The 18,424-nt window shown below is 56.1% G+C and carries 20 protein-coding genes and 1 other RNA gene; 9 read left to right on the top strand and 12 right to left on the bottom strand.

Annotated features, from left to right (window positions below; translation table 11 throughout):
• The first annotated feature begins 134 nt into the window (after positions 1 to 134).
• From QNK41_RS12735 to QNK41_RS12725, 3 genes are read left to right on the top strand one after another with little or no spacing between them, the layout of a single operon-like run.
• The gene (locus QNK41_RS12735) at positions 135 to 272 is read left to right on the top strand and encodes a hypothetical protein (protein ID WP_319257475.1); all 138 of its coding nucleotides are present in this window, start codon (positions 135 to 137) and stop codon (positions 270 to 272) included.
• Positions 247 to 366 (top strand): AMP-binding protein, encoded by a 120-nt coding sequence (locus QNK41_RS12730; RefSeq protein ID WP_319257472.1) that lies wholly within the window; start codon positions 247 to 249, stop codon positions 364 to 366. The genes QNK41_RS12735 and QNK41_RS12730 overlap by 26 nt, the downstream gene beginning before the upstream one ends.
• A 15-nt stretch (positions 367 to 381) precedes the next feature.
• Positions 382 to 645 carry an AMP-binding enzyme gene (locus QNK41_RS12725; protein ID WP_319257470.1) on the top strand — a complete coding sequence of 88 codons (264 nt, stop codon included), beginning with the start codon at positions 382 to 384 and terminating at the stop codon, positions 643 to 645.
• Positions 646 to 763: 118 nt separating this feature from the next.
• Here the strand turns inward: QNK41_RS12725 and dnaK are convergent, their stop codons facing one another.
• The 3 genes from dnaK to ffs all read right to left on the bottom strand — a co-directional run bounded on the left by dnaK (position 764) and on the right by ffs (position 4,053).
• Positions 764 to 2,689, bottom strand: coding sequence for a molecular chaperone DnaK (gene dnaK, locus QNK41_RS12720; protein ID WP_413815150.1), 1,926 nt, complete (start codon positions 2,687 to 2,689; stop codon positions 764 to 766).
• A 45-nt stretch (positions 2,690 to 2,734) separates the two neighbouring features.
• Positions 2,735 to 3,367 (bottom strand): nucleotide exchange factor GrpE, encoded by a 633-nt coding sequence (grpE, locus tag QNK41_RS12715; protein WP_319257467.1) that lies wholly within the window; start codon positions 3,365 to 3,367, stop codon positions 2,735 to 2,737.
• Between the two features lie 441 nt (positions 3,368 to 3,808).
• An RNA gene (ffs, locus tag QNK41_RS12710) (signal recognition particle sRNA large type) lies at positions 3,809 to 4,053 on the bottom strand.
• A gap of 197 nt (positions 4,054 to 4,250) precedes the next feature.
• On the opposite strand from ffs, the gene QNK41_RS12705 reads away from it, so the two are divergent.
• The 6 genes from QNK41_RS12705 to QNK41_RS12680 all read left to right on the top strand — a co-directional run bounded on the left by QNK41_RS12705 (position 4,251) and on the right by QNK41_RS12680 (position 10,796).
• Complete coding sequence (locus QNK41_RS12705) at positions 4,251 to 4,640, top strand: DUF3568 family protein (protein WP_319257464.1); 390 nt, start codon at positions 4,251 to 4,253, stop codon at positions 4,638 to 4,640.
• Positions 4,615 to 6,093 (top strand): tRNA lysidine(34) synthetase TilS, encoded by a 1,479-nt coding sequence (tilS, locus tag QNK41_RS12700; protein ID WP_319257461.1) that lies wholly within the window; start codon positions 4,615 to 4,617, stop codon positions 6,091 to 6,093. Before QNK41_RS12705 ends, tilS begins: the two co-directional genes overlap by 26 nt.
• Positions 6,094 to 6,167: 74 nt before the next feature.
• The gene (gene ftsH, locus QNK41_RS12695; RefSeq protein ID WP_319257459.1) at positions 6,168 to 8,120 is read left to right on the top strand and encodes an ATP-dependent zinc metalloprotease FtsH; all 1,953 of its coding nucleotides are present in this window, start codon (positions 6,168 to 6,170) and stop codon (positions 8,118 to 8,120) included.
• 81 nt (positions 8,121 to 8,201) lie between these two features.
• Entirely contained in the window at positions 8,202 to 9,068 is an 867-nt protein-coding gene (gene folP / locus QNK41_RS12690) for a dihydropteroate synthase (RefSeq protein ID WP_319257457.1), read from the top strand.
• A 5-nt stretch (positions 9,069 to 9,073) separates the two neighbouring features.
• Positions 9,074 to 10,006 carry a YbbR-like domain-containing protein gene (locus QNK41_RS12685; protein ID WP_319257455.1) on the top strand — a complete coding sequence of 311 codons (933 nt, stop codon included), beginning with the start codon at positions 9,074 to 9,076 and terminating at the stop codon, positions 10,004 to 10,006.
• Positions 10,007 to 10,019: 13 nt separating this feature from the next.
• Positions 10,020 to 10,796 (top strand): type III pantothenate kinase, encoded by a 777-nt coding sequence (locus QNK41_RS12680; protein ID WP_319257452.1) that lies wholly within the window; start codon positions 10,020 to 10,022, stop codon positions 10,794 to 10,796.
• Between the two features lie 57 nt (positions 10,797 to 10,853).
• Here QNK41_RS12680 and QNK41_RS12675 read toward each other — a convergent pair whose 3' ends face one another.
• The 9 genes from QNK41_RS12675 to QNK41_RS12635 all read right to left on the bottom strand — a co-directional run bounded on the left by QNK41_RS12675 (position 10,854) and on the right by QNK41_RS12635 (position 18,423).
• Positions 10,854 to 11,798, bottom strand: coding sequence for an MBL fold metallo-hydrolase (locus QNK41_RS12675; RefSeq protein WP_319257450.1), 945 nt, complete (start codon positions 11,796 to 11,798; stop codon positions 10,854 to 10,856).
• A 3-nt stretch (positions 11,799 to 11,801) separates the two neighbouring features.
• Entirely contained in the window at positions 11,802 to 11,960 is a 159-nt protein-coding gene (locus QNK41_RS12670) for a hypothetical protein (RefSeq protein WP_319257446.1), read from the bottom strand.
• Between the two features lie 49 nt (positions 11,961 to 12,009).
• Positions 12,010 to 12,666, bottom strand: a complete 657-nt coding sequence (locus QNK41_RS12665) for a zinc-ribbon domain-containing protein (protein ID WP_319257443.1) — start codon at positions 12,664 to 12,666, stop codon at positions 12,010 to 12,012.
• A 49-nt stretch (positions 12,667 to 12,715) separates the two neighbouring features.
• Positions 12,716 to 13,879: a PilT/PilU family type 4a pilus ATPase gene (locus tag QNK41_RS12660; RefSeq protein WP_319257440.1), complete on the bottom strand. Its 1,164-nt coding sequence runs from the start codon at positions 13,877 to 13,879 to the stop codon at positions 12,716 to 12,718.
• Positions 13,880 to 13,924: 45 nt separating this feature from the next.
• Positions 13,925 to 15,007, bottom strand: coding sequence for a type IV pilus twitching motility protein PilT (locus QNK41_RS12655; protein ID WP_319257437.1), 1,083 nt, complete (start codon positions 15,005 to 15,007; stop codon positions 13,925 to 13,927).
• Between the two features lie 130 nt (positions 15,008 to 15,137).
• Positions 15,138 to 15,635: a DivIVA domain-containing protein gene (locus QNK41_RS12650; protein ID WP_319257435.1), complete on the bottom strand. Its 498-nt coding sequence runs from the start codon at positions 15,633 to 15,635 to the stop codon at positions 15,138 to 15,140.
• Positions 15,636 to 15,662: 27 nt separating this feature from the next.
• The gene (locus tag QNK41_RS12645) at positions 15,663 to 15,962 is read right to left on the bottom strand and encodes a YggT family protein (RefSeq protein ID WP_319257433.1); all 300 of its coding nucleotides are present in this window, start codon (positions 15,960 to 15,962) and stop codon (positions 15,663 to 15,665) included.
• Between the two features lie 124 nt (positions 15,963 to 16,086).
• Entirely contained in the window at positions 16,087 to 16,284 is a 198-nt protein-coding gene (thiS, locus tag QNK41_RS12640; protein WP_319257431.1) for a sulfur carrier protein ThiS, read from the bottom strand.
• A complete protein-coding gene (locus QNK41_RS12635) occupies positions 16,285 to 18,423 on the bottom strand; it encodes an aldehyde ferredoxin oxidoreductase family protein (protein ID WP_319257429.1) in 2,139 nt (712 codons plus the stop codon).
• Between the last annotated feature and the right edge of the window lies 1 nt (position 18,424).

Below are 18,424 nucleotides of genomic sequence, written 5' to 3'. Positions count from 1 at the left end.
TCCCTCTCCCTTTTTTTGACCACTGGTGAGTCAGGTACCACTCTAAAGAATCCGGCGGCTGACGGCAAACCTTTTTTCACGCCACTTCACCTGACTCCCGGCGTTGATGGCAATCGCAGCGATGGTGATTGACCATGCGATCATCCCGCGAAGAAAAGATTACCATCGTCTGGCTGCTGGTGCCCTGGGCCATGGACCTGCTGTTGGCCATCAAAAACGGCGAACTCAAATTGAAAGATTACCATCGTGAACCGCTGGCTGCTCACCGGTGATGTGGCCCGGCAGGACGAGGAGGGCTTCATCTGGCTGGTGGACCGGAAGAGAGATGTGATCATCACGGGTGGTGAAATCATTTACCCAGTATAAATCAAGGATTTCCTCATGAATCATCCTAAAATGCAGGATGTGGCGATGATCGGCCTGCCCAGCCTGAGGCTGGGGGAAATCACCACGGCCATCATCAAGGTAAAGAGCGGTTGCGATCTAACCCGGGCGGAAGTGGATGCCTTCTGCGACGCCCTGGCCCGCTATAAGCATCCCCGCATGATCATTTTCGGCGACGTGCCGCGAAACCACACCGGCAAGATCGAAAAGCCAATATTACGCAAACTATACTCAGGGCAAAAGAAAACCTTTACGACCTGATAGGCTGTCGGCCATTTGTCATTTTCGTTGATGTACCGGATAAAAAAACCCGCAACCGTTACGGCGCGGGTTTTTTCGATCTCGGCGGCAAGGCGTCGCCTCCCCTTAACGCATCGATCTACTTTTTGTCTTTCACCTCTTCGAAATCGGCATCGACCACATCGTCATCTGAACCGGCATCCCCGGCATCCGCACCCGCATCAGGCCCCTGATCGTCCGCACCGCCGGCACCGGCTTCGGAGGCCTGCTTGTACATGGCTTCAGCCACCTTGTGAGATGCCTGAGTCAGCTCTTCACTCAGCCGCTGAATCTCCGTGACATCGTCGCCTTCCATGGCCTTCTTCAGGGCTGTCGAGGCGGTTTCGATTTTGCTGCGAGTCTCGTCATCCACCTTCTCCCCGAGATCCTTCAAGGATTTTCCAGTCGTATAGATGAGCGTGTCGGCGTGGTTTCTGGCTTCAACCAACTCCTTTTTCTTCTGGTCCTCATCCGCATGCAATTCGGCATCTTTAATCAGCTTGTCGATATCCTCTTTGGAAAGGCCGCTGGACGCCGTAATCTGAATGGACTGCTCTTTGCTCGTGGCCATATCCTTGGCAGAAACATTGACGATGCCGTTGGCATCGATGTCAAATGTCACCTCGATTTGGGGAACACCGCGGGGGGCGGGCGGTATGCCAACCAGTTCAAACCGTCCCAGGGTCTTGTTGCTGGCGGCCATCTCGCGCTCGCCCTGGAGCACATGGATGGAGACCGCCGGCTGGCTGTCCGCTGCAGTGGAGAAAACCTGGCTCTTGCGGGTCGGGATGGTGGTGTTCTTCTCGATGAGTCGAGTCATGATACCACCCAGGGTTTCGATCCCAAGGGAAAGCGGTGTGACATCCAGCAAAAGCACATCCTTCACATCACCCTTGAGCACACCACCCTGAATGGCCGCACCGAGCGCCACGACTTCGTCGGGGTTCACGCCCTTATGGGGTTCTTTGCCAAAAATTCGCTTCACCCGCTCATGGACTGCCGGCATACGAATCATGCCACCGACCAGGATGACTTCGTCGATGTCCCCGGTGGACATACCGGCGTCTTTCAGCGCAGTCCGGCAGGGCGGCTCCAGCTTGTCCAGCAGATCGGCAACCAGGCCTTCCAGCTTGGCCCGTGTAATCTTTACATTCAGGTGCTTGGGCCCACTGGCGTCGGCAGTAATGAATGGCAGGTTCACATCGGTCTCCATGGACGAGGAGAGTTCCATCTTGGCCTTTTCAGCCGCCTCTTTGAGCCGCTGCAAGGCCATCTTGTCATTTCTCAGGTCGATGCCCTGGTCTTTCTTGAACTCGTCGGCCAGAAATTCGATAAGCCGCAGATCGAAGTCCTCACCGCCCAGGTGGGTATCGCCGTTGGTGGCCTTGACCTCAAAAACCCCTTCACCGATCTCCAGTATGGAAATATCGAAGGTGCCACCGCCCAGGTCGAATACGGCAATCTTCTCTTCGCTGCGCTTGTCCAGGCCATAGGCCAGTGAGGCGGCCGTGGGCTCGTTTATAATACGCAGCACATTGAGGCCGGCTATTTTTCCGGCATCTTTGGTGGACTGGCGCTGGCTGTCGTTAAAGTAGGCCGGCACGGTGATCACCGCATCCGTCACCGGCTCACCCAGGTAGTCTTCGGCGTATTTCTTGATGTGTGCCAGGATGAACGATGAAATTTCTGCCGGGCTGTGGAGTTTTCCCCTTAAATCGATGCGGACATCGCCATTTTCCGCCTGTTTGATATGGTAAGGTAGAATTTTGATGTCATTCTGAACCTCGGTAGATGAATACTTTCTGCCAATCAGCCGCTTGACCGCAAAGACTGTGTTCTCCGGGTTAGTGATGGCCTGCCGCTTGGCGATCTGTCCCACCGTTCGCTCTCCGCTTTCACTGACGGCCACGATAGATGGCGTGGTGCGGCCACCTTCCGGGTTGGTGATCACTTTGGCGTCGCCGCCTTCCATAATGGCCACACAGGAGTTGGTGGTCCCGAGATCAATTCCGATAATCTTGCCCATCTGATGTTCCTCCTTACCTTCGACGATCCTTGAGATAGTATTGATTTAAGCGTTTGTATTAACCGTTTTTTCGGGTGTTTGCCCGTCCTGGGCGGCCTTTGAGACCACCACCATGGCGGGGCGAAGCAGCCGGTCATGAATCAGATATCCCTTTTGAAATTCCTGCACCACCGTGTTGGGCGGCTGATCGGTGCTTTCCTCCTGGCACATGGCCTGGTGAAAGGCCGGATCAAAAGGCTCTCCCAATGCCTGAATGGGGCTGACGTAATGTTTTTCCAGAATTTTCATGATCTCCGCCAATGTCAGGGCGACGCCGTCAACCAGACTCTGGCCATTTTCATTATCCGGTGCGGCCGAAGCAATGGCCCGCTCCAGGTTGTCCACAACGGTAAGCAGTTGGCGAATCAGGTTTTCGGTGGCATATTTTTTAATATCGTCCAGATCTCGGGCAGCTCGTTTTTTGGAATTATCCAACTCGGCGGCCATCCGGAGCATGCGATCGCGGTTTTCACTGGCCTCAGCCTCCGCTGCCGCCAATTTTTCCTCAAGCGCCTTTGGCGAATCAGCTGCATCCAGCGGCTGATCGGCCGCATCGTCTGGGTTCGGAGGTATGGTAGGTTCTTCTAGGGGCGTTTTATCATTATCGTCCTCAATCACAATTCTTTTCTTTTGTGCCATCAGCTCCTGTATCTCCTGGTTTCGCTGGGTTTTCTCATCTTTGCGGCCGGTGGGCCCCCGGTCGGTCCAAAACACTTGATTTTTAGGCTGTTGACTAGGATCGGGTCCGCAAAGTTGATAAAAAATAAGACCAGATGGTGGCTTGTCAAGGACCTGTGCAGCCTTCTCCGACTATTAATAATTAATTGTAAATCTGATAGGTTGGATCAATACATCGCTATCGCTATCGGGATCGCTATCGAAATCGACAAACGCGGCCATGGCACTAATTTCGATCCCGATAGCGATAGCGATGTCGACCCCGAAAGGACCGTTTTTAGACCGCCAAAGGCTTAAGTCAATGACATTGGGGTAGAACATGTAGCGCAACGTGTCACTGGGAATATTAAACGGGGCGTGGATGACAGACAGAAGGACAACGCTGCAGAGCAGATGAGATGGTTGTGCACCCCCCGTCGAGCTGATCCGAAAAATCTGAGCCAAAACATGACCGGGATCGATCCACGACACAGACCGCATCCCTTATCGCTGCTTCCTTCCGGACCTGACGAGGTTCGAGACCGTCTGTTGCGCGGCGGCCGGTCAAAATGACCTGATTTTATCGGGATTAACCCTAAGGGGGGGATTCAGCCCCGCATGAAGCGGATTTCGGGTATAGGGCACCGCTGGCTCCCCGCCTAGCACAACCGGAGCCCCTATAGTATGATCCTTGCACTTTTATCAAGAGATAAGTGCACATCTTTTTCAATTGACTTTCCAGGAAACCCATTACCATCGATCGCCCTGTCGAGCTTGCGGTATTGACTTCCCTTTGGTCATGCAATAAATCAAGGGCTGCAACTTGCTGAGAAAAAGCCCTACAACAAATTTGGAGGAACCGACAATGGCACGAACCGCTACTGCGATCACTTTACTGGTTGCCCTGCTTTTCACGGCAGGCTGCGCGGCCATCGTTGTTGGTGCCGGAGCTGGAGCCGGCGTGTACACTTGGGTCAAAGGAGAATTGATCCGCTCCTACGCCAATGACTTTACCCACACCGAAAACGCAACCATCCAGAGCCTGGATTACCTGAAGATTACCATCGATGAGAAAACCCAGACGGTCAGCGAAACCACCATCAAGGCGCGCCAGAGCAACGGTTCCCCGGTCAAAGTAAGCATCCGAACGGTGCGCTACGACATGACCGAGGTGGCCGTCAGAAGTGGTTATGTCGGCTACTGGGATCGGAAAAACGCAGAACTGATCCATGCCACCATTCTCAACACCATCTGAGACGAAGGCCCTTCTGGCCACGGTTGAACAGACGCTGGCCGCCCATCATATGACGGCTCCGGGGGATCGGGTGCTGGTGGGGGTTTCCGGCGGGCCGGATTCCATGGCACTGCTTCACCTGCTGAGCCGACTGGCACCCGATTTGAATATCCGGATAGGCGTGGCCCATCTGAACCATGGCCTGCGGGGAGCATCGGCAGACAAGGATGCCGAAGTGGTGCGTCAAGCAGTGCAGGCATTACATTATCCCTTCCATATCGGCCGTTCCCGGGTATTAAAGGTAAAAGAAAAACTGGGGCTCTCCCTGGAAGAGGCCGCCCGTCGGGTTCGCTATGCGTTTTTTAAGAAGACCATGTCCGACACCGGTTACAATAAGCTGGCGCTTGGCCACCAATCGAATGACAACGCCGAACAGATGCTGATGGCCCTGTTGCGGGGGACCGGTCCACGTGGGCTTTCTGGCATCGCCCCGGTTCGGCAAGAATACATCATCCGTCCCCTGATCAATGCCCGTCGCTCACAGATTGACACTTTCGTTGCACAAGAAGGTATCACCTGTGTGCTGGATGAATCAAACAATGACCTGCGGTTCGTGCGAAACCGCATCCGGCGCCATCTGCTGCCACTTATTGCATCCGATTACAACCCGCGCATCCAAGCGAATCTGAACCAGTTGGCCGATGTGATGAGAACCGAGGAAGACTGGATTGACGGGATGACGACCGGCGAATACGATAAAACCGTGCTTAGGCGTGTGAGCGGAGCCATCACGCTCTCTGCCGAAACCGTCAGCCAGGCGCACCCCGCCCTGGCACGCCGCCTGGTCCGAAAGGCCTTGGCGGATCTCACCGGCAGCCTGCGGCGGATCACCTTCTTCCACGTCCAATCCGTGTTGCATCTGTTGACTGACGGCTGCGGCGTAAAAGTAAAAGAACTTCATCTGCCCGGCGGAATCCGCGCCCGTCGCGCCGATGACCGACTGATGCTGTTAATGGCCGACAGCTGTTGCCGGAGCCCCGTCGAACCGTCAGTTGAAAGGACGCCGGCACCAGCGACGGAAATTTCCACCCCTTTTCCCGCAACCGTTGAAATCACGACCATGGGTATCGGTCTGCGGATGTCCACCTGCCGGCCAGATCAATTGCCGCGTTGGGCCGACGTTGACCGCAACCAGGCCCATCTCGATTTGGATCGGATAGCCCTTCCGTTGACGCTACGCCCGGTTATTCCCGGTGACCGGTTTACACCCCTGGGCACCAACGGCTCCCAAAAATTGAAAAAATTCTTCATCGATCACCGAATCCATCGACAGGCCCGGGCCATTGCATCGGTGCTGATGGACAAACAGCGCATCATCTGGCTAGTGGGACATCGCATTGATGATCACGTTAAAGTGACGACGGCAACATCTCAGGTCCTTAGGGTTGAATTTTTCTTGCTTGACACACGATGATGGTTAATATGATCCTAAATCAAAATCAGGAAAATGCTTCGCGTGCCTGAAACATTTCGAGGAGGAAACCGCTTTTGAATCCATTTTACAAAAACTTGGCCCTGTGGCTGGTCATCACCTTGATGATGGTCATGCTCTACAATCTGTTCAATCAGCAGCAGCTTGCGCAAAACGACATCAGCTACTCGGAATTTCTGGCCATGGTAGAGGCCGACCGGGTGTCGGAAGTCACCATCCAAGGCCAGGAGATCCGGGTTACTGACCTCAACAGCAGCCGTTTTAAGATTTATGCGCCACAGGACCCCGCCTTGATTCAGCGGTTGAAAGACAAGGGGGTCACCATCATAGCCAAACCGCCGACCGAATCTCCCTGGTACATGTCGGTTCTGGTTTCCTGGTTTCCCATGATCGTGCTCATTGGCGTATGGATTTTCTTCATGCGCCAGATGCAAAGTGGTGGCGGCAAGGCCATGTCCTTCGGCAAAAGCCGAGCCCGCCTGCTTTCCGACCAGCAGGAAAAAGTAACCTTCGAGGACGTGGCCGGCATCGATGAAGCCAAGGAGGAATTGGAGGAAATCGTCGCCTTCCTGAAGGATCCGAAAAAATTCACCCGATTGGGCGGACGTATTCCCAAGGGTGTTCTGCTCATGGGCCCTCCGGGGACCGGCAAGACCCTGTTGGCCCGTGCTATCGCCGGAGAGGCGGGGGTTCCGTTCTTCAGCATCAGCGGCTCCGATTTCGTGGAAATGTTCGTCGGGGTGGGCGCCTCCCGGGTGAGGGATCTTTTCGTGCAGGGCAAGAAAAACGCGCCATGCATCATTTTCATTGACGAAATCGATGCAGTGGGCCGCCACCGCGGCGCCGGACTGGGCGGAGGCCATGACGAACGCGAGCAGACCCTGAACCAGCTGCTGGTGGAGATGGACGGATTCGAGTCCAACGAGGGCGTTATTCTCATCTCGGCCACCAACCGGCCTGATGTGCTGGATCCGGCGCTGCTGCGCCCCGGGCGCTTCGACCGCCAGGTGGTGGTGTCGCTGCCGGACATCAGGGGGCGGGAAAAAATCCTGCGGGTGCACATGAAGCGCACACCCATCGCTTCGGACGTGGATGTGGTGGTGCTGGCCAAAGGCACCCCCGGCTTTTCCGGAGCCGACCTGGAGAACCTGGTCAACGAAACCGCCCTGCTGGCCGCCAAGCGGGACAAGGAACGACTGGACATGGTTGATTTCGAGGACTCCAAGGACAAGGTCTACATGGGCCTCGAAAGGAAATCCAAGGTGATCAGGGAAGATGACCGGCTGACCACGGCCTACCATGAAGGCGGCCATGCCCTGGTGGCCCGTTTCATCCCCGGCACCGACGTGGTCAACAAGATCACCATCATCCCCCGGGGGCGTGCCGCAGGCGTGACCTGGTTTCTGCCCGAAGAGCGGGACTTTCGATACAAAGATCAGTTGGAATCCGAATTGGCCATCGCCTTCGGCGGACGGGTGGCCGAGGAGATCGTTTTCAACCGCATCAGCACCGGTGCCTCCAACGACATCAAAAAAGCCACGGACCTGGCCCAGCAGATGATCCGCAGCTGGGGTATGAGTGAGACCCTGGGACCGCTCGCTTTTGCCAAGGATGAAGAACATGTGTTTTTGGGCCGGGAGATCGCCCAGCACAGGGACTACTCGGAAGAGACGGCCAGGAAAATCGATTCGGAGGTCAACCGCCTGGTCATGCGCTCCTACGAGCGCGCCCAATCCGTATTGACCGAATATATCGACGTGCTGCACAAACTGGCCGAACAGCTTCTTGAAAAAGAAACCATCCTGGGTGCCGAGTTGGATGAAATCATCCGCCAGGTGCGGCCGGGTATTCAGCTTCCGGACAAACCCAGCGACAAGGCAGAACCTCAGGATGACGGCCCATCGTCAGCGACGGCGGCAGAGAAAGCGGCTGCCGAGCAGGCGGACGATTCCCAGGGCAGCAGCGCACCGCAGGAGACGGATTCGGGCGAAAATACTGAGCAGCCCTAGCATGTCAAATGGCGACCAGGATCAACACGGTGCCAATGGAGACCACACCGCCGAACCCCGGCAACTCAAATGAGCGGTACCATGCCATCATACACAATCACCTGCGGGTCACATACCCTGGCACTGGGGCAGCGGACGCTGATCATGGGCATTGTCAACGTCACCCCCGACTCTTTTTCGGATGGCGGCCGTTTTTTCTCACCAGACCGCGCCATCGCCCAGGCCGTGCAATTGGTTGAAGAGGGCGCGGATATCCTGGACATCGGCGGAGAATCCACACGCCCCTTTTCGGACCCGGTGGGCGAATCAGAAGAGCTGGATCGCGTGTTGCCGGTGATCGAAGGCCTGGCGGGCCCGGTGGCCGTTCCCATCTCCATTGACACCACAAAAGCAACGGTAGCCCGGCAAGCCGTGGCGGCCGGAGCAGCCATGATCAACGATGTCAGCGCACTTCGAACAGATCCGGAGATGGCCACCACGGCTGCCCGATGCCGTGTGCCGATAATTCTCATGCACATGAAAGGCACACCCAATACCATGCAGGTGAAACCGGTCTACGAGGACCTTGTTAGCGACATCAGGAGCTTTCTCTCCGATGCCATGAACCGGGCAGTGGCCGCTGGCGTGGAGCGCTCCGCTATCATCCTCGACCCGGGAATCGGGTTTGGCAAGACGATTGGCCACAACCTTCAGCTTATCCGTGACCTTGACCGGTTTCACGAGCTGGCCGCCCCGCTGTTGGCCGGCCCGTCACGCAAAATGTTCATCCGCCACCTGTTGAAAGATCCGTCTCAAAGTGACATGGATCCGCTTTCTGTGGAAGTAGCCCGGGGTACCCAGGCAGCCGTAGCGGCCGCAGCCATGAAAGGCGTCCACATTGTCAGGGTTCATGATGTCGCCCGAACCCGCGCCACCCTTGCTGTTGTCAACGCCATCACCTCCGTGTGATCCCCATGACATCATCCGCCCCTTCAAATAAACGCGTTCTCGGTGCCTGGATCCGGTGGGTAATTCTCTCTCTGCTACTGGGAGTGGCCACCGTGGTGTTGATTTCCCAGACCGAAAAACAGGAGCGGGAAATCGCTATTGCCGTCACTTTCTACAACCTTTCCGAAAACTTGCTGTTGATGGACGCCCCGCGCCACTCGGTCCGACTGTTGGTTTCAGACACCCTTTCCACCCTCCAAACGATCGATGCCAAAGAAACCTTTTGCCTGGTGGACCTGTCCGGTCTTGACGAAGGAACCCACACCCTGACGGTGCGTCCGGCGGATGTCGGCCTGCCCACGGGTGTGGCGCTCAAAGCCCTGTTAACCACGTCGTTGACCATCAGGCTGGAAAGGTTGTCCCAAAAGACGGCGGAGGTCATTGCGATACTGGAGGGACACCCGGCGCCGGGATTTGAGGTAGCGGCCGTCTCCCTTCAGCCGAAGCGCATCCTTCTTAAAGGTACAGCGACCATGCTGGCCGGCATCGACACGGTCGAAACCCGATCCATCAACCTGGAAAACGCTTCGGAATCCTTCAAAAAAGAGGTGCCGCTGAACCTGCCGGAAGCCATTGCGGTAGATCCGCCCCTTCGCTTTGTGGTGGCACATGTAGAGGTAAAGGAACATATCATCACGCGGGTGCTGGAAAGCATACCGGTCTCGGTCAAGGGGGCCTCCGCAGGCCTTCAGATACACCCCGACGCCATCACGTTAACCGTCAGGGGACCGGAGGCCATCGTCAACACGATCGAAACCGACCCGGCCTTCGCCGTCACCGTGGATCTGAGCAATCTGGCAACGGGGAGCCATTCCCTCAAGGCCGTCATCAATCTTCCAGTCAGAACGACACTGGTCCGGGTCAGCCCGGAACGTTTTTCCGTAACCATCAGCCAATAGGGTGGAGGTGATCATGCTGCTTGTTATCGATGTGGGGAACACCAATACGGTCATGGGTATCTATCGGAATGATACGCTGGTTAAGGACTGGCGGATCCGCACGGAACGCAAAACGACGGAAGACGAGTTCAATGTCATCGTCACCAGCCTGTTCACCACCGGCAGTATCAATGCCGGCGCCATCCGGCGAACCATCATCTCGTGTGTCGTGCCCCCCATGGTGACCATTCTGGACTCCTTTTGCCGCAAATACCTGGGCCACGCCCCACAGTGGGTGGATGCCCGTTCTTACAGTGGCATGCCCATTCTGATCAACAATCCCGCGGAGCTAGGAGCGGACCGCATCGTCAATGCAGTCGCCGCCTACCACAAATACGGCAAAAGCCTCATTATCATCGATTTCGGCACGGCTACCACCTTCGACGTGATTTCGGTGAAAGGGGAGTTTCTGGGCGGAGCCATCAGCCCGGGCATCATGATCGCTTCCGAGGCCCTGTTTCGGGAAGCGTCAAAACTGCCACGGGTCGAAATTTTTGAGCGGCCGGACAACGTGGTGGGCAAGGATAGCGCCGCATGTATCCAATCCGGGATCATTTTCGGCTATGCCGGCCTGGTGGACGGAATTGTGGGCCGCATAAAGGCACAGATGGATACCGTGCCCATGGTGCTGGCCACGGGCGGCCTGGCGCCCTTGATGGCCAATGTGGCCGAGAGTATCGAAAAGGTCGAGTCTTCCCTCACCCTGGAGGGGCTTCGCATCATCAGCAACAGCCTGGAAGGGCCACCTTGAGTTCTTAATTGAACATTCCCCGCGGCAAGCCGCGGGGAAGGCGCCCGCTATCGCGGTTCAACATTCAAAATTAGAAATGGAGTTCTCTTCCCGGCTGGCCAGATAACCGGCAAAGCCCCTGACACTGTTACGCAGAAAGCTACGCTCCCTCACCTGGACCTCCTGCGCCAGTTGTGAAAAACCATGCAGCAGCGGATCTTCCGCCAGAAGCAGGTCCACCCACCGGTTATCAAAATCCGCTGATTCCATCCCCCCCCCGGCGGCTTCGGCGGCCAACCGCTTTTCCCAGAAAAGCAGTTGCTTCCGATGCCTTTCCAACATGCGCATACCGTCTTCGCGCATGCCGAAGTGTCCGTAGCACAAGGTCTCGGGACGGGTTGACATGAGCCGGTCGATGCTCGACAGCGAGGTTTCCAGAAAAAAGCGCGGCGGGGTTGCCGGACGCAGATAGATGTCACCCGAAGATAACGGCAGGCACACACCACCAGCTTCTCCGGCAAACAGACAACCGTTGGCGGAAATGGCGTAATGGTGAGGTGAATGGCCGGGCGTGTCCAGCAGTTGAAAAGGCGCCGATGCCAGTTGGGATTCGGTGGCGATCAAGGAAGGGTCTACCGGCAACATATGGCCGTAGGCGCGGCCGGTATCTCCGAGGGTCTTCACCGTGCCCTGCCACAGGCGTTCAGGATCTACAATATGGGGGATGCCTTTGGGGTGGCACACCACCTGTGTGCCTGGAAATTGTCTGACCAGGTGGCCAACAGCGCCGGCATGGTCGATGTGGATGTGAGTCAGACAGATGTAATCCAGGCGATCCACACCCAGAGCGGTGATTGCGTCGATGAGTGGGTCCGCAGTCGCCGCCGGCCCAACGTCTACCAGATAGACCGCTTCCGGCCCGACCACCAGCCAGGCGCCGATGAAGTCCTGAAAGCCACTGATGGGGGGTGTTAAAACGATCAGGAAAAGATGAGGGCCAAAGTGATGAACGGTGGCGGCCACAGGTCAATCCATCCCCATCTGCCGCTCCAGTTCACGGATTTTCTCGGCAACATGCACCCGTTGGGCTTCAGGCAGCACCGGATTCTCCAGCTGACGCTTCAAGCCCAGCAGAATCATCTCTAGACGGTATTCCCCACAGGTGTATTTTCCGGCGGGTTTCATGGTATCCTGCTGTAAAATCGGCGTTGCGGGTTTCGCGGGGCTGAATGCATTAGGCCAGACAGTCCTTGTATGCCTGATAGAAAATGCCGAAGTCAGCCATTCCCCGCCTCAGAATCTTATCGAAATCAGCAATGTTGTCCACATTAACGATCATGTTCACACTCTTTTGGAAAGCTGCCATGTTGTCCATGGTTCGAAAGCGGCGAGTGATCAGGGTCAGAAAGATATTTCGGCGGACGGACATATGGAGGCGTTCCAGGTAAATCAACACCCCGTTGGCATCCGGGTTTTTAGCATCGAAATACTCGTTGACAACAATAAGGTCATAGCTGTGGTAACGCATGGTTTTTAGGGCTTCACGGCTGTTTTTTACTTCTGTGATATGGTATTCGAGAACCTCCAGAACCGGCGTGATGGCCTTTATAATCATGGGATCGGACTCGCACAACAGCGCAGTTTTGCCCTCTTCCTCCACAAAGTCAAAGGGCTTGTCCGACACGTCGTAGCCGTCGCTTTCATCCTCATCGAACGAAAAGAAATCCTCGTCGACGTCCGGCTGGCCGGGGTCGTCCGGGTCCTTGGCCAAAGCCGGCACACTGATGCGATTCTGGCATTTGGGGCATTTAAGGAATGCCGTTTTATCCTTGGGCAGCTTTTCATCGCCAATCCTGAATTTGCTCTGGCAACTTTCACAGATAATTTCCATGGTTTTCCAACCGATCCTTTCCGTCACGCAGGCGACAGGCTTGCGACAATCAGGCTTTATCGTAATGGCGGTCTATCTCTAAATTATCGATATCCGTGGTGGACTCACCCCGGGCGCTTTTAACCTTGTCAATGCCGCGACCGGCCACACCCTTGTGGGAGGCATATGCCAAAGCGGTTTCCTGGGTAATCAGCCCCTGCTCGTATAGCCCGACGATATGATCGTCGAAGGTAGTCATGCCGAATGGCCGGCCCACTTCCATGATTTCATAAAAAGTTTTGCCTTCGGACTCGCCGTTGAGGATGGCGTCTTTGACCCGCAGGTTGGTACCAAGGATTTCGAAAGCGGCCACCCGACCCCCGCCGATTTTCGGCAGCAGCCGCTGACCGACGATCCAGCGCACCGTATCGGCCATTCGAATGCGGATCTGTTTCTCCTCTTCGTTGGGAAACATGCCCAGGATACGGTTGATCGTCTGTCCGGCATCTACGGTGTGCAGGGTGGTCAACACCAGGTGGCCGGTTTCGGCAGCATTCAGGCCGATTTCCACCGTCTCCCGATCACGCATTTCGCCCACCAGAATGACCTTGGGGGCCTGTCTCAGGGCCGCCCTGAGGCCATTGGCAAACGTGTCGTAATCGGAACCCAGTTCGCGCTGGTTGAAGGTGGCCTTCTTGTGGGGGTGCTGGTATTCGATGGGGTCCTCCAGGGTCACCACGTGAACGGATCGGGCTTCGTTAATCTCTTCCAGAATCGCCGCCAGGGAGGTGGTCTTACCCGAACCGGTGGCCCCGGTGACGAAGACAATGCCGTTGAGATCTTTGGCAATTTTGAAAAAGGTGTCCGGAAGGTTCAGGTCGCGGATCGTGGGGATTTTGGATTCCAGCTTCCGCAAGACGATTGAGTAGTGCCCCGTCTGCGAGAAAATGTTCACGCGGAACCGGGCCTTGCCTGGCAGAGAGTAGGAAAGGTCACAGGATCCGCTCTTAATCAGGGTCTCGGTAAGACGCCGGTCCTTGCCGATCAGGTTCAGGGCGAAGGACTCGGTCTGGTAGGGGGTCAGTTCCTTGATGTCCGGTTTGATCTCAACGGCCACCAGTTCACCGGAGCTTTCCACCTGTAGTTGCTTTCCCACGGTGAGATTCAGGTCGGACACGTTGCTGTGGGAATCCAGCATCCGGGTCAGGATATGATCGACTTCCTGCTTTTTCATGTTCTCCCTCTATTTACGGCCATCGGTGCCAGGGTCAGGATCGCTTTACGCCTCGGTGAAATCCGTCGGCGGCGATTTGAGCAGCGGACGAAACCGCCCCTTGTCGTTGGCTTTGGTGTAGGCGTCCTCGGCAGAAATCCGTCCCTTATTGTAAAGGTCCATGATGGCATCGTCGAGAAGCTGCATGCCGTATTTTTTACCCGTTTGCATCATGGAGGGCAGTTGATGAGACTTGGATTCGCGGATCAGGTTGCGCACGGCCGGCGTGGCGATAAGGATTTCCATGGCCGGTACGCGCCCTTTCTTGTCGATGCGCTTGAACAACGTCTGGGAAATAATCGCCCGGATGCCGTCGGCCAGGGTCGAACGGATCTGAGCCTGTTCCTGGGCGGGAAATACCTCCACGATTCGATCCACGGTTTTGGGTGCGCTGGTGGTATGCAGGGTGCCGAACACTAGATGCCCGGTGGCACTGGCCTCGATGGCCAGGGAAATCGTCTCCAGGTCCCGCATTTCACCCACGAGGATGATGTCCGGATCCTCGCGGAGCGCGCCGCGCAGGGCCGCGGAAAAGGATTTGGTATGCAGCCCCACCTCCCGATGATTCACCAGGCAACTCCGGCTTGTGTGAACGAATTCGATCGGGTCCTCGACAGTGATAATGTGGTCGCTGCGGGTTCGGTTGGCCACATCGATAATGGCGGCCAGGGTGGTGGATTTACCCGAACCGGTGGGTCCCGTGACGATGACCAGGCCCCTGGGCAGCGATGCCAGCTTGGAGATCACCGGCGGCAGGCCAAGCTGTTCAGCGGTCATGATGGAGCTGGGGATTTCGCGAAATACCGCTCCGATGCCGTTCTTCTGCATAAAATAATTGGCCCGATAGCGCGCCAGGCCGGGAATCTCGTAACCGAAGTCCACATCTCCGGTCTCCTCAAAGGTTTTAACCTTTTCTTCAGAGGTTATCTCGTAAAGCATGGCGCGAAGGTCGTCGTTATCCAGCACCTTAAATTTCACTCGCTCGATGTCACCGTGAATGCGCAGTGCAGGCGGCTGACCGGAAATCAGGTGAAGGTCGGAAGCATTCTGTTCGTGCATGAGCTTAAAAAAAGCATCGATCTTGGCCATAGACATCTCCTGATAGTTGTTGGGTGCAATGCCTAACAACTATTCGGCACCAAAAGGTTGCAACTTTAGGGAAAATTGGGATACTGGCAGGTGCGAAGAACCTTCCGACACCGGTTAGGGGACCACCGGACTACTTGTTCAACACCTTGATTTTGGTGTCTTCCGCGTCCAGGACATCCATTCCTTCTATTCCGATCTCCAGCAGTTTGGTATGGGCGTCGATAATCGAACGGATCTGTACCTCGATCTGGACACGCTGGCGCTTGAGTTCGGCGATGTCTTCGTGAAGCTGTGATAAGCGGCTGTGGGCCCGGTTGAGAATTTTTTCTGCCTTGACTTCGGCATCGGCAATGATGATCTCCGCCGATTTGCGGGCATTGTCCTTCATCTGCTCGAGGACTTTCTGGGAATTGAGCATGGCGCGCTTGAACGTCTCCTCCCGTTCCTTGTAGCCTTGTTTTTCGAGCTTCAGGCGACGAATCTCCTCTTCCTGGCGCTTCATGGTCTCCTGAATGGCGGTGAAGGCATCGGCCGTCTGTTCCAAAAACCGGTCTACCTCGCGCACATCGAATCCACGGAATCGGACTTTGAATTGCTGCTGCTGAATGTCCAGGGGTGTTAATTTCATGGCGGAGTTCCTGTCCTTTGGAAAATATTATATGAGCGAAGCAGCGATTCGCATCAGGCTGTTCACAACAAAGGTTCGCAGAAAAATAACGACGAGAAAGACGATGATGGGTGAGAAATCAATCCCCCCAAAGTTGATCGGCAGTTTCGACCGGATTGGGTAGAGCACCGGTTCGGTGACATTGTTAATGAATCGAACAATGGCATTGTAGGGATCCGGATTGACCCAGGAGAGGATGGCCCGGGCAATGACCACCCACATGAAAAAAAGCAGCACGACATCCATAACCTTTGCCGCAGCCATCAGAAAGTAGCCTACGATATACATTGAACCATATTCCTCGACGGTAACAGGTGGGTCCCGCACGACAATCGGCGGCTGGCCCGTGACATTGGAAAAATACGACCTTTTACTCGGATAAGTCAAGGTTTTTCATGGGGTTGGACTGTTCTTACCCGCCGGCGATCATGGGGATGAGTGTGACCCGGGCACCGTCGGGAACTGGCGTGTTGTCGAAATGAGGACGCGACACCAGCTTGCCATCCAGTTTCACCACGGCATAGATGTGGCCGTCATCCAGTTGAGCGAGCAGTGTGGCCACGGTCAACCCTTCCTGCCAGCAGCGCGCTTGCTCGTCGACGGTAACCATCTATTTCACGCCATTTTTGGCCAGCACCGCCATGACCTCGGGAAAATCGATGCCCAACCGTTTGACGGTCTCGACAGTGGGTATGCCGTTGGCGGTCCATCCGCGTCGCTGGTATACGGCGTCCTTTAAGGTTTCGTACTGGGCCTCGCGCCGTTTTCTGAGTTCAGCCAACCGCCACGGCGTATCCTTGCCCGTAAGGTCAAGCGTGTATTTTTCCTTGAGTTCGGTGTCGTATCGCTCTTGCCGGGATACGTATTCTTCCACGGTGACCGGCCCCATGGCACGGTAGGGCAGGGTGTCGTGGTCGCGGGTCCCGTAACCCATCTTCAGGTTAAAGACACGCTGAAAATTATAGACCGCCTCGCTCATGGTGATCAGGTCCTCGGGTGCGGCCTTGTAGCCGGTCACGGCGGTGTAGTATTCAGCGTACCAGTTCACATGTTTCATCACTTTAGCCGGCTCGAGGGTATCCTTGTTGTCCTCGGGGACGATATCGTTCCAGGGCAGCTTGCAAAGGCCGCACAGGCCGAACCAGGTGCGGAACATGGGAAACCAGTGCAGGGCTTCGGCCTTCTGCTCGAAGGTGGGCATGAAGTTGTGGACCATGTCCAGAAAAATCAGCCAGGCTTCGTCGTGCTGGGGGCCTTTGAGTGCCAGGCCATATCCCCCCTGCTGGGCCAGGGATTCCTTGGTCATGTATTCCGAAAATTCCAGCCCCTTGGACTCCATGCCGATATCCTGCAGCATGGCCGGGTCGGCACCGAACCGTTCGGCAAATATGCCTTTCATGCGGCGGATGCCCTGCCCGACAATGGCACCGAAGCCCTCACCGGAGGCCATCTGGTGAATCAGTACCAGCGCGTTGAGACGGTTGCCGAAAGACAGCTCCATGCCGCCGGTGTGGTCGGCGTTGATCAATCCGCGCTCGAAACACTCCATGATGAAGGCGATGGCCGTGCCCACACTGATGGTATCCAGGCCATAGGCATCGCAGTAAAAATTGATCTCCAGAATGGTGAAGGGGTCGAAAATGCCCAGATTGGAGCCGCAGCCGGCAATGGTTTCATATTCGGGTCCGTCCACGAAGACCCTACGGCCCTTGTACGCTCCGGTGTAAGGCACGAAGTCCTTGACGCCGTGGGAGCAGGCCACGGTACAGCCCTTCCAGCAGCCGTCGTAACCCGGATCGAAGAGCTTTTCAAAAGCCTCCGGTCCGATGAGCGAGGCCCCTGGATGAGAACCGTACTGAAAATTATTGGTGGGCAGCAGATCGAAATCATTCATTATCGGTACCAGGTGGACGGTACCGAGGCGGGCCATTTCGTTCTGTTTGGGATCCAGTTCCACAATTTCTCTGGAGTGGCACCGGGCCACTGTCTTGAGGGCCTCCAGGTCGGCGGGATTGTTGGTTTTAAGGGAAACCTGCTCCCAGCGGGCCACCACGGCCCTGAGGCCCTTGTCGGCGAACACCGTTCCGATGCCCCCGCGCCCCGCCTGTTTGTAGCGTACCCGTTTGCGGGCATTGTCATACCAGGAAAAGTTCAGGCAGCCGATACGGGTGTTGGCTGCGCCGGGGCCGGCTGAGATCACTGATATACCTACCTTCTTGCCTTGGGAGAAGTGATCGGTCAGCACATCGGAAAGCGCATAGGCGTCCTCGGGCAACCCCGGGATCTGAAGGATTTCTATCTTTTCTTCGATGCCGTCGATGACCACCACCGTATCCCCTTTGGTTTTTCCGGTGATCCGAAGGGCATCGAAACCGGAAAACTTCAGATAAGGACCGAAATAGCCACCGACGTTGGAATCTATCACTGAACCGGTAAGGGGAGAAATGGAGGTCACGATGCTTTTGCCAGAACCGGGGTAGGCAGGCGTGCCCCCCATGGGACCCGAAGAGATGCAGATGGCATTTTGCCGATCGTCCCATTTGTGGTCGCCTTTCAGGGCATCCCACAACAGCCAGAGATCGAAGCCTTTACCGCCGATGAAGGTTTTCTTGATTTTCTCCTCGATGGGGCCGGTGGCAATCGTGCCGGCGGAGAGGTCCACATCCAGATACTGGTCGGTATAGCCTTTATCGACATTGCGACGCGGATAGGTCAGGGTCTTGCGTGTGGTGGATTTCATTGGGGTCATG

It is taken from the genome of Desulfosarcina sp., from assembly GCF_033791525.1.
GTDB lineage: Bacteria > Desulfobacterota > Desulfobacteria > Desulfobacterales > Desulfosarcinaceae > Desulfosarcina.
The sequence above is the reverse complement of the archived record's forward strand: the minus strand, read 5'-3'. Positions and strand labels throughout refer to the sequence as shown.

Bases quoted from the DNA above. Each gene is read 5' to 3' on its own strand.
- QNK41_RS12655 (WP_319257437.1), bottom strand. From the start codon at position 15,007: ATGGCCAAGATCGATGCTTTTTTTAAGCTCATGCACGAACAGAATGCT.
- QNK41_RS12680 (WP_319257452.1), top strand. From the start codon at position 10,020: ATGCTGCTTGTTATCGATGTGGGGAACACCAATACGGTCATGGGTATC.
- grpE (WP_319257467.1), bottom strand. From the start codon at position 3,367: ATGGCACAAAAGAAAAGAATTGTGATTGAGGACGATAATGATAAAACG.
- folP (WP_319257457.1), top strand. From the start codon at position 8,202: ATGCCATCATACACAATCACCTGCGGGTCACATACCCTGGCACTGGGG.
- QNK41_RS12685 (WP_319257455.1), top strand. From the start codon at position 9,074: ATGACATCATCCGCCCCTTCAAATAAACGCGTTCTCGGTGCCTGGATC.
- tilS (WP_319257461.1), top strand. From the start codon at position 4,615: ATGCCACCATTCTCAACACCATCTGAGACGAAGGCCCTTCTGGCCACG.
- QNK41_RS12665 (WP_319257443.1), bottom strand. From the start codon at position 12,666: ATGGAAATTATCTGTGAAAGTTGCCAGAGCAAATTCAGGATTGGCGAT.
- thiS (WP_319257431.1), bottom strand. From the start codon at position 16,284: ATGGTTACCGTCGACGAGCAAGCGCGCTGCTGGCAGGAAGGGTTGACC.
- QNK41_RS12670 (WP_319257446.1), bottom strand. From the start codon at position 11,960: ATGAAACCCGCCGGAAAATACACCTGTGGGGAATACCGTCTAGAGATG.
- dnaK (WP_413815150.1), bottom strand. From the start codon at position 2,689: ATGGGCAAGATTATCGGAATTGATCTCGGGACCACCAACTCCTGTGTG.
- QNK41_RS12645 (WP_319257433.1), bottom strand. From the start codon at position 15,962: ATGTATATCGTAGGCTACTTTCTGATGGCTGCGGCAAAGGTTATGGAT.
- QNK41_RS12735 (WP_319257475.1), top strand. From the start codon at position 135: ATGCGATCATCCCGCGAAGAAAAGATTACCATCGTCTGGCTGCTGGTG.
- QNK41_RS12635 (WP_319257429.1), bottom strand. From the start codon at position 18,423: ATGACCCCAATGAAATCCACCACACGCAAGACCCTGACCTATCCGCGT.
- QNK41_RS12705 (WP_319257464.1), top strand. From the start codon at position 4,251: ATGGCACGAACCGCTACTGCGATCACTTTACTGGTTGCCCTGCTTTTC.
- QNK41_RS12650 (WP_319257435.1), bottom strand. From the start codon at position 15,635: ATGAAATTAACACCCCTGGACATTCAGCAGCAGCAATTCAAAGTCCGA.
- QNK41_RS12725 (WP_319257470.1), top strand. From the start codon at position 382: ATGAATCATCCTAAAATGCAGGATGTGGCGATGATCGGCCTGCCCAGC.
- QNK41_RS12660 (WP_319257440.1), bottom strand. From the start codon at position 13,879: ATGAAAAAGCAGGAAGTCGATCATATCCTGACCCGGATGCTGGATTCC.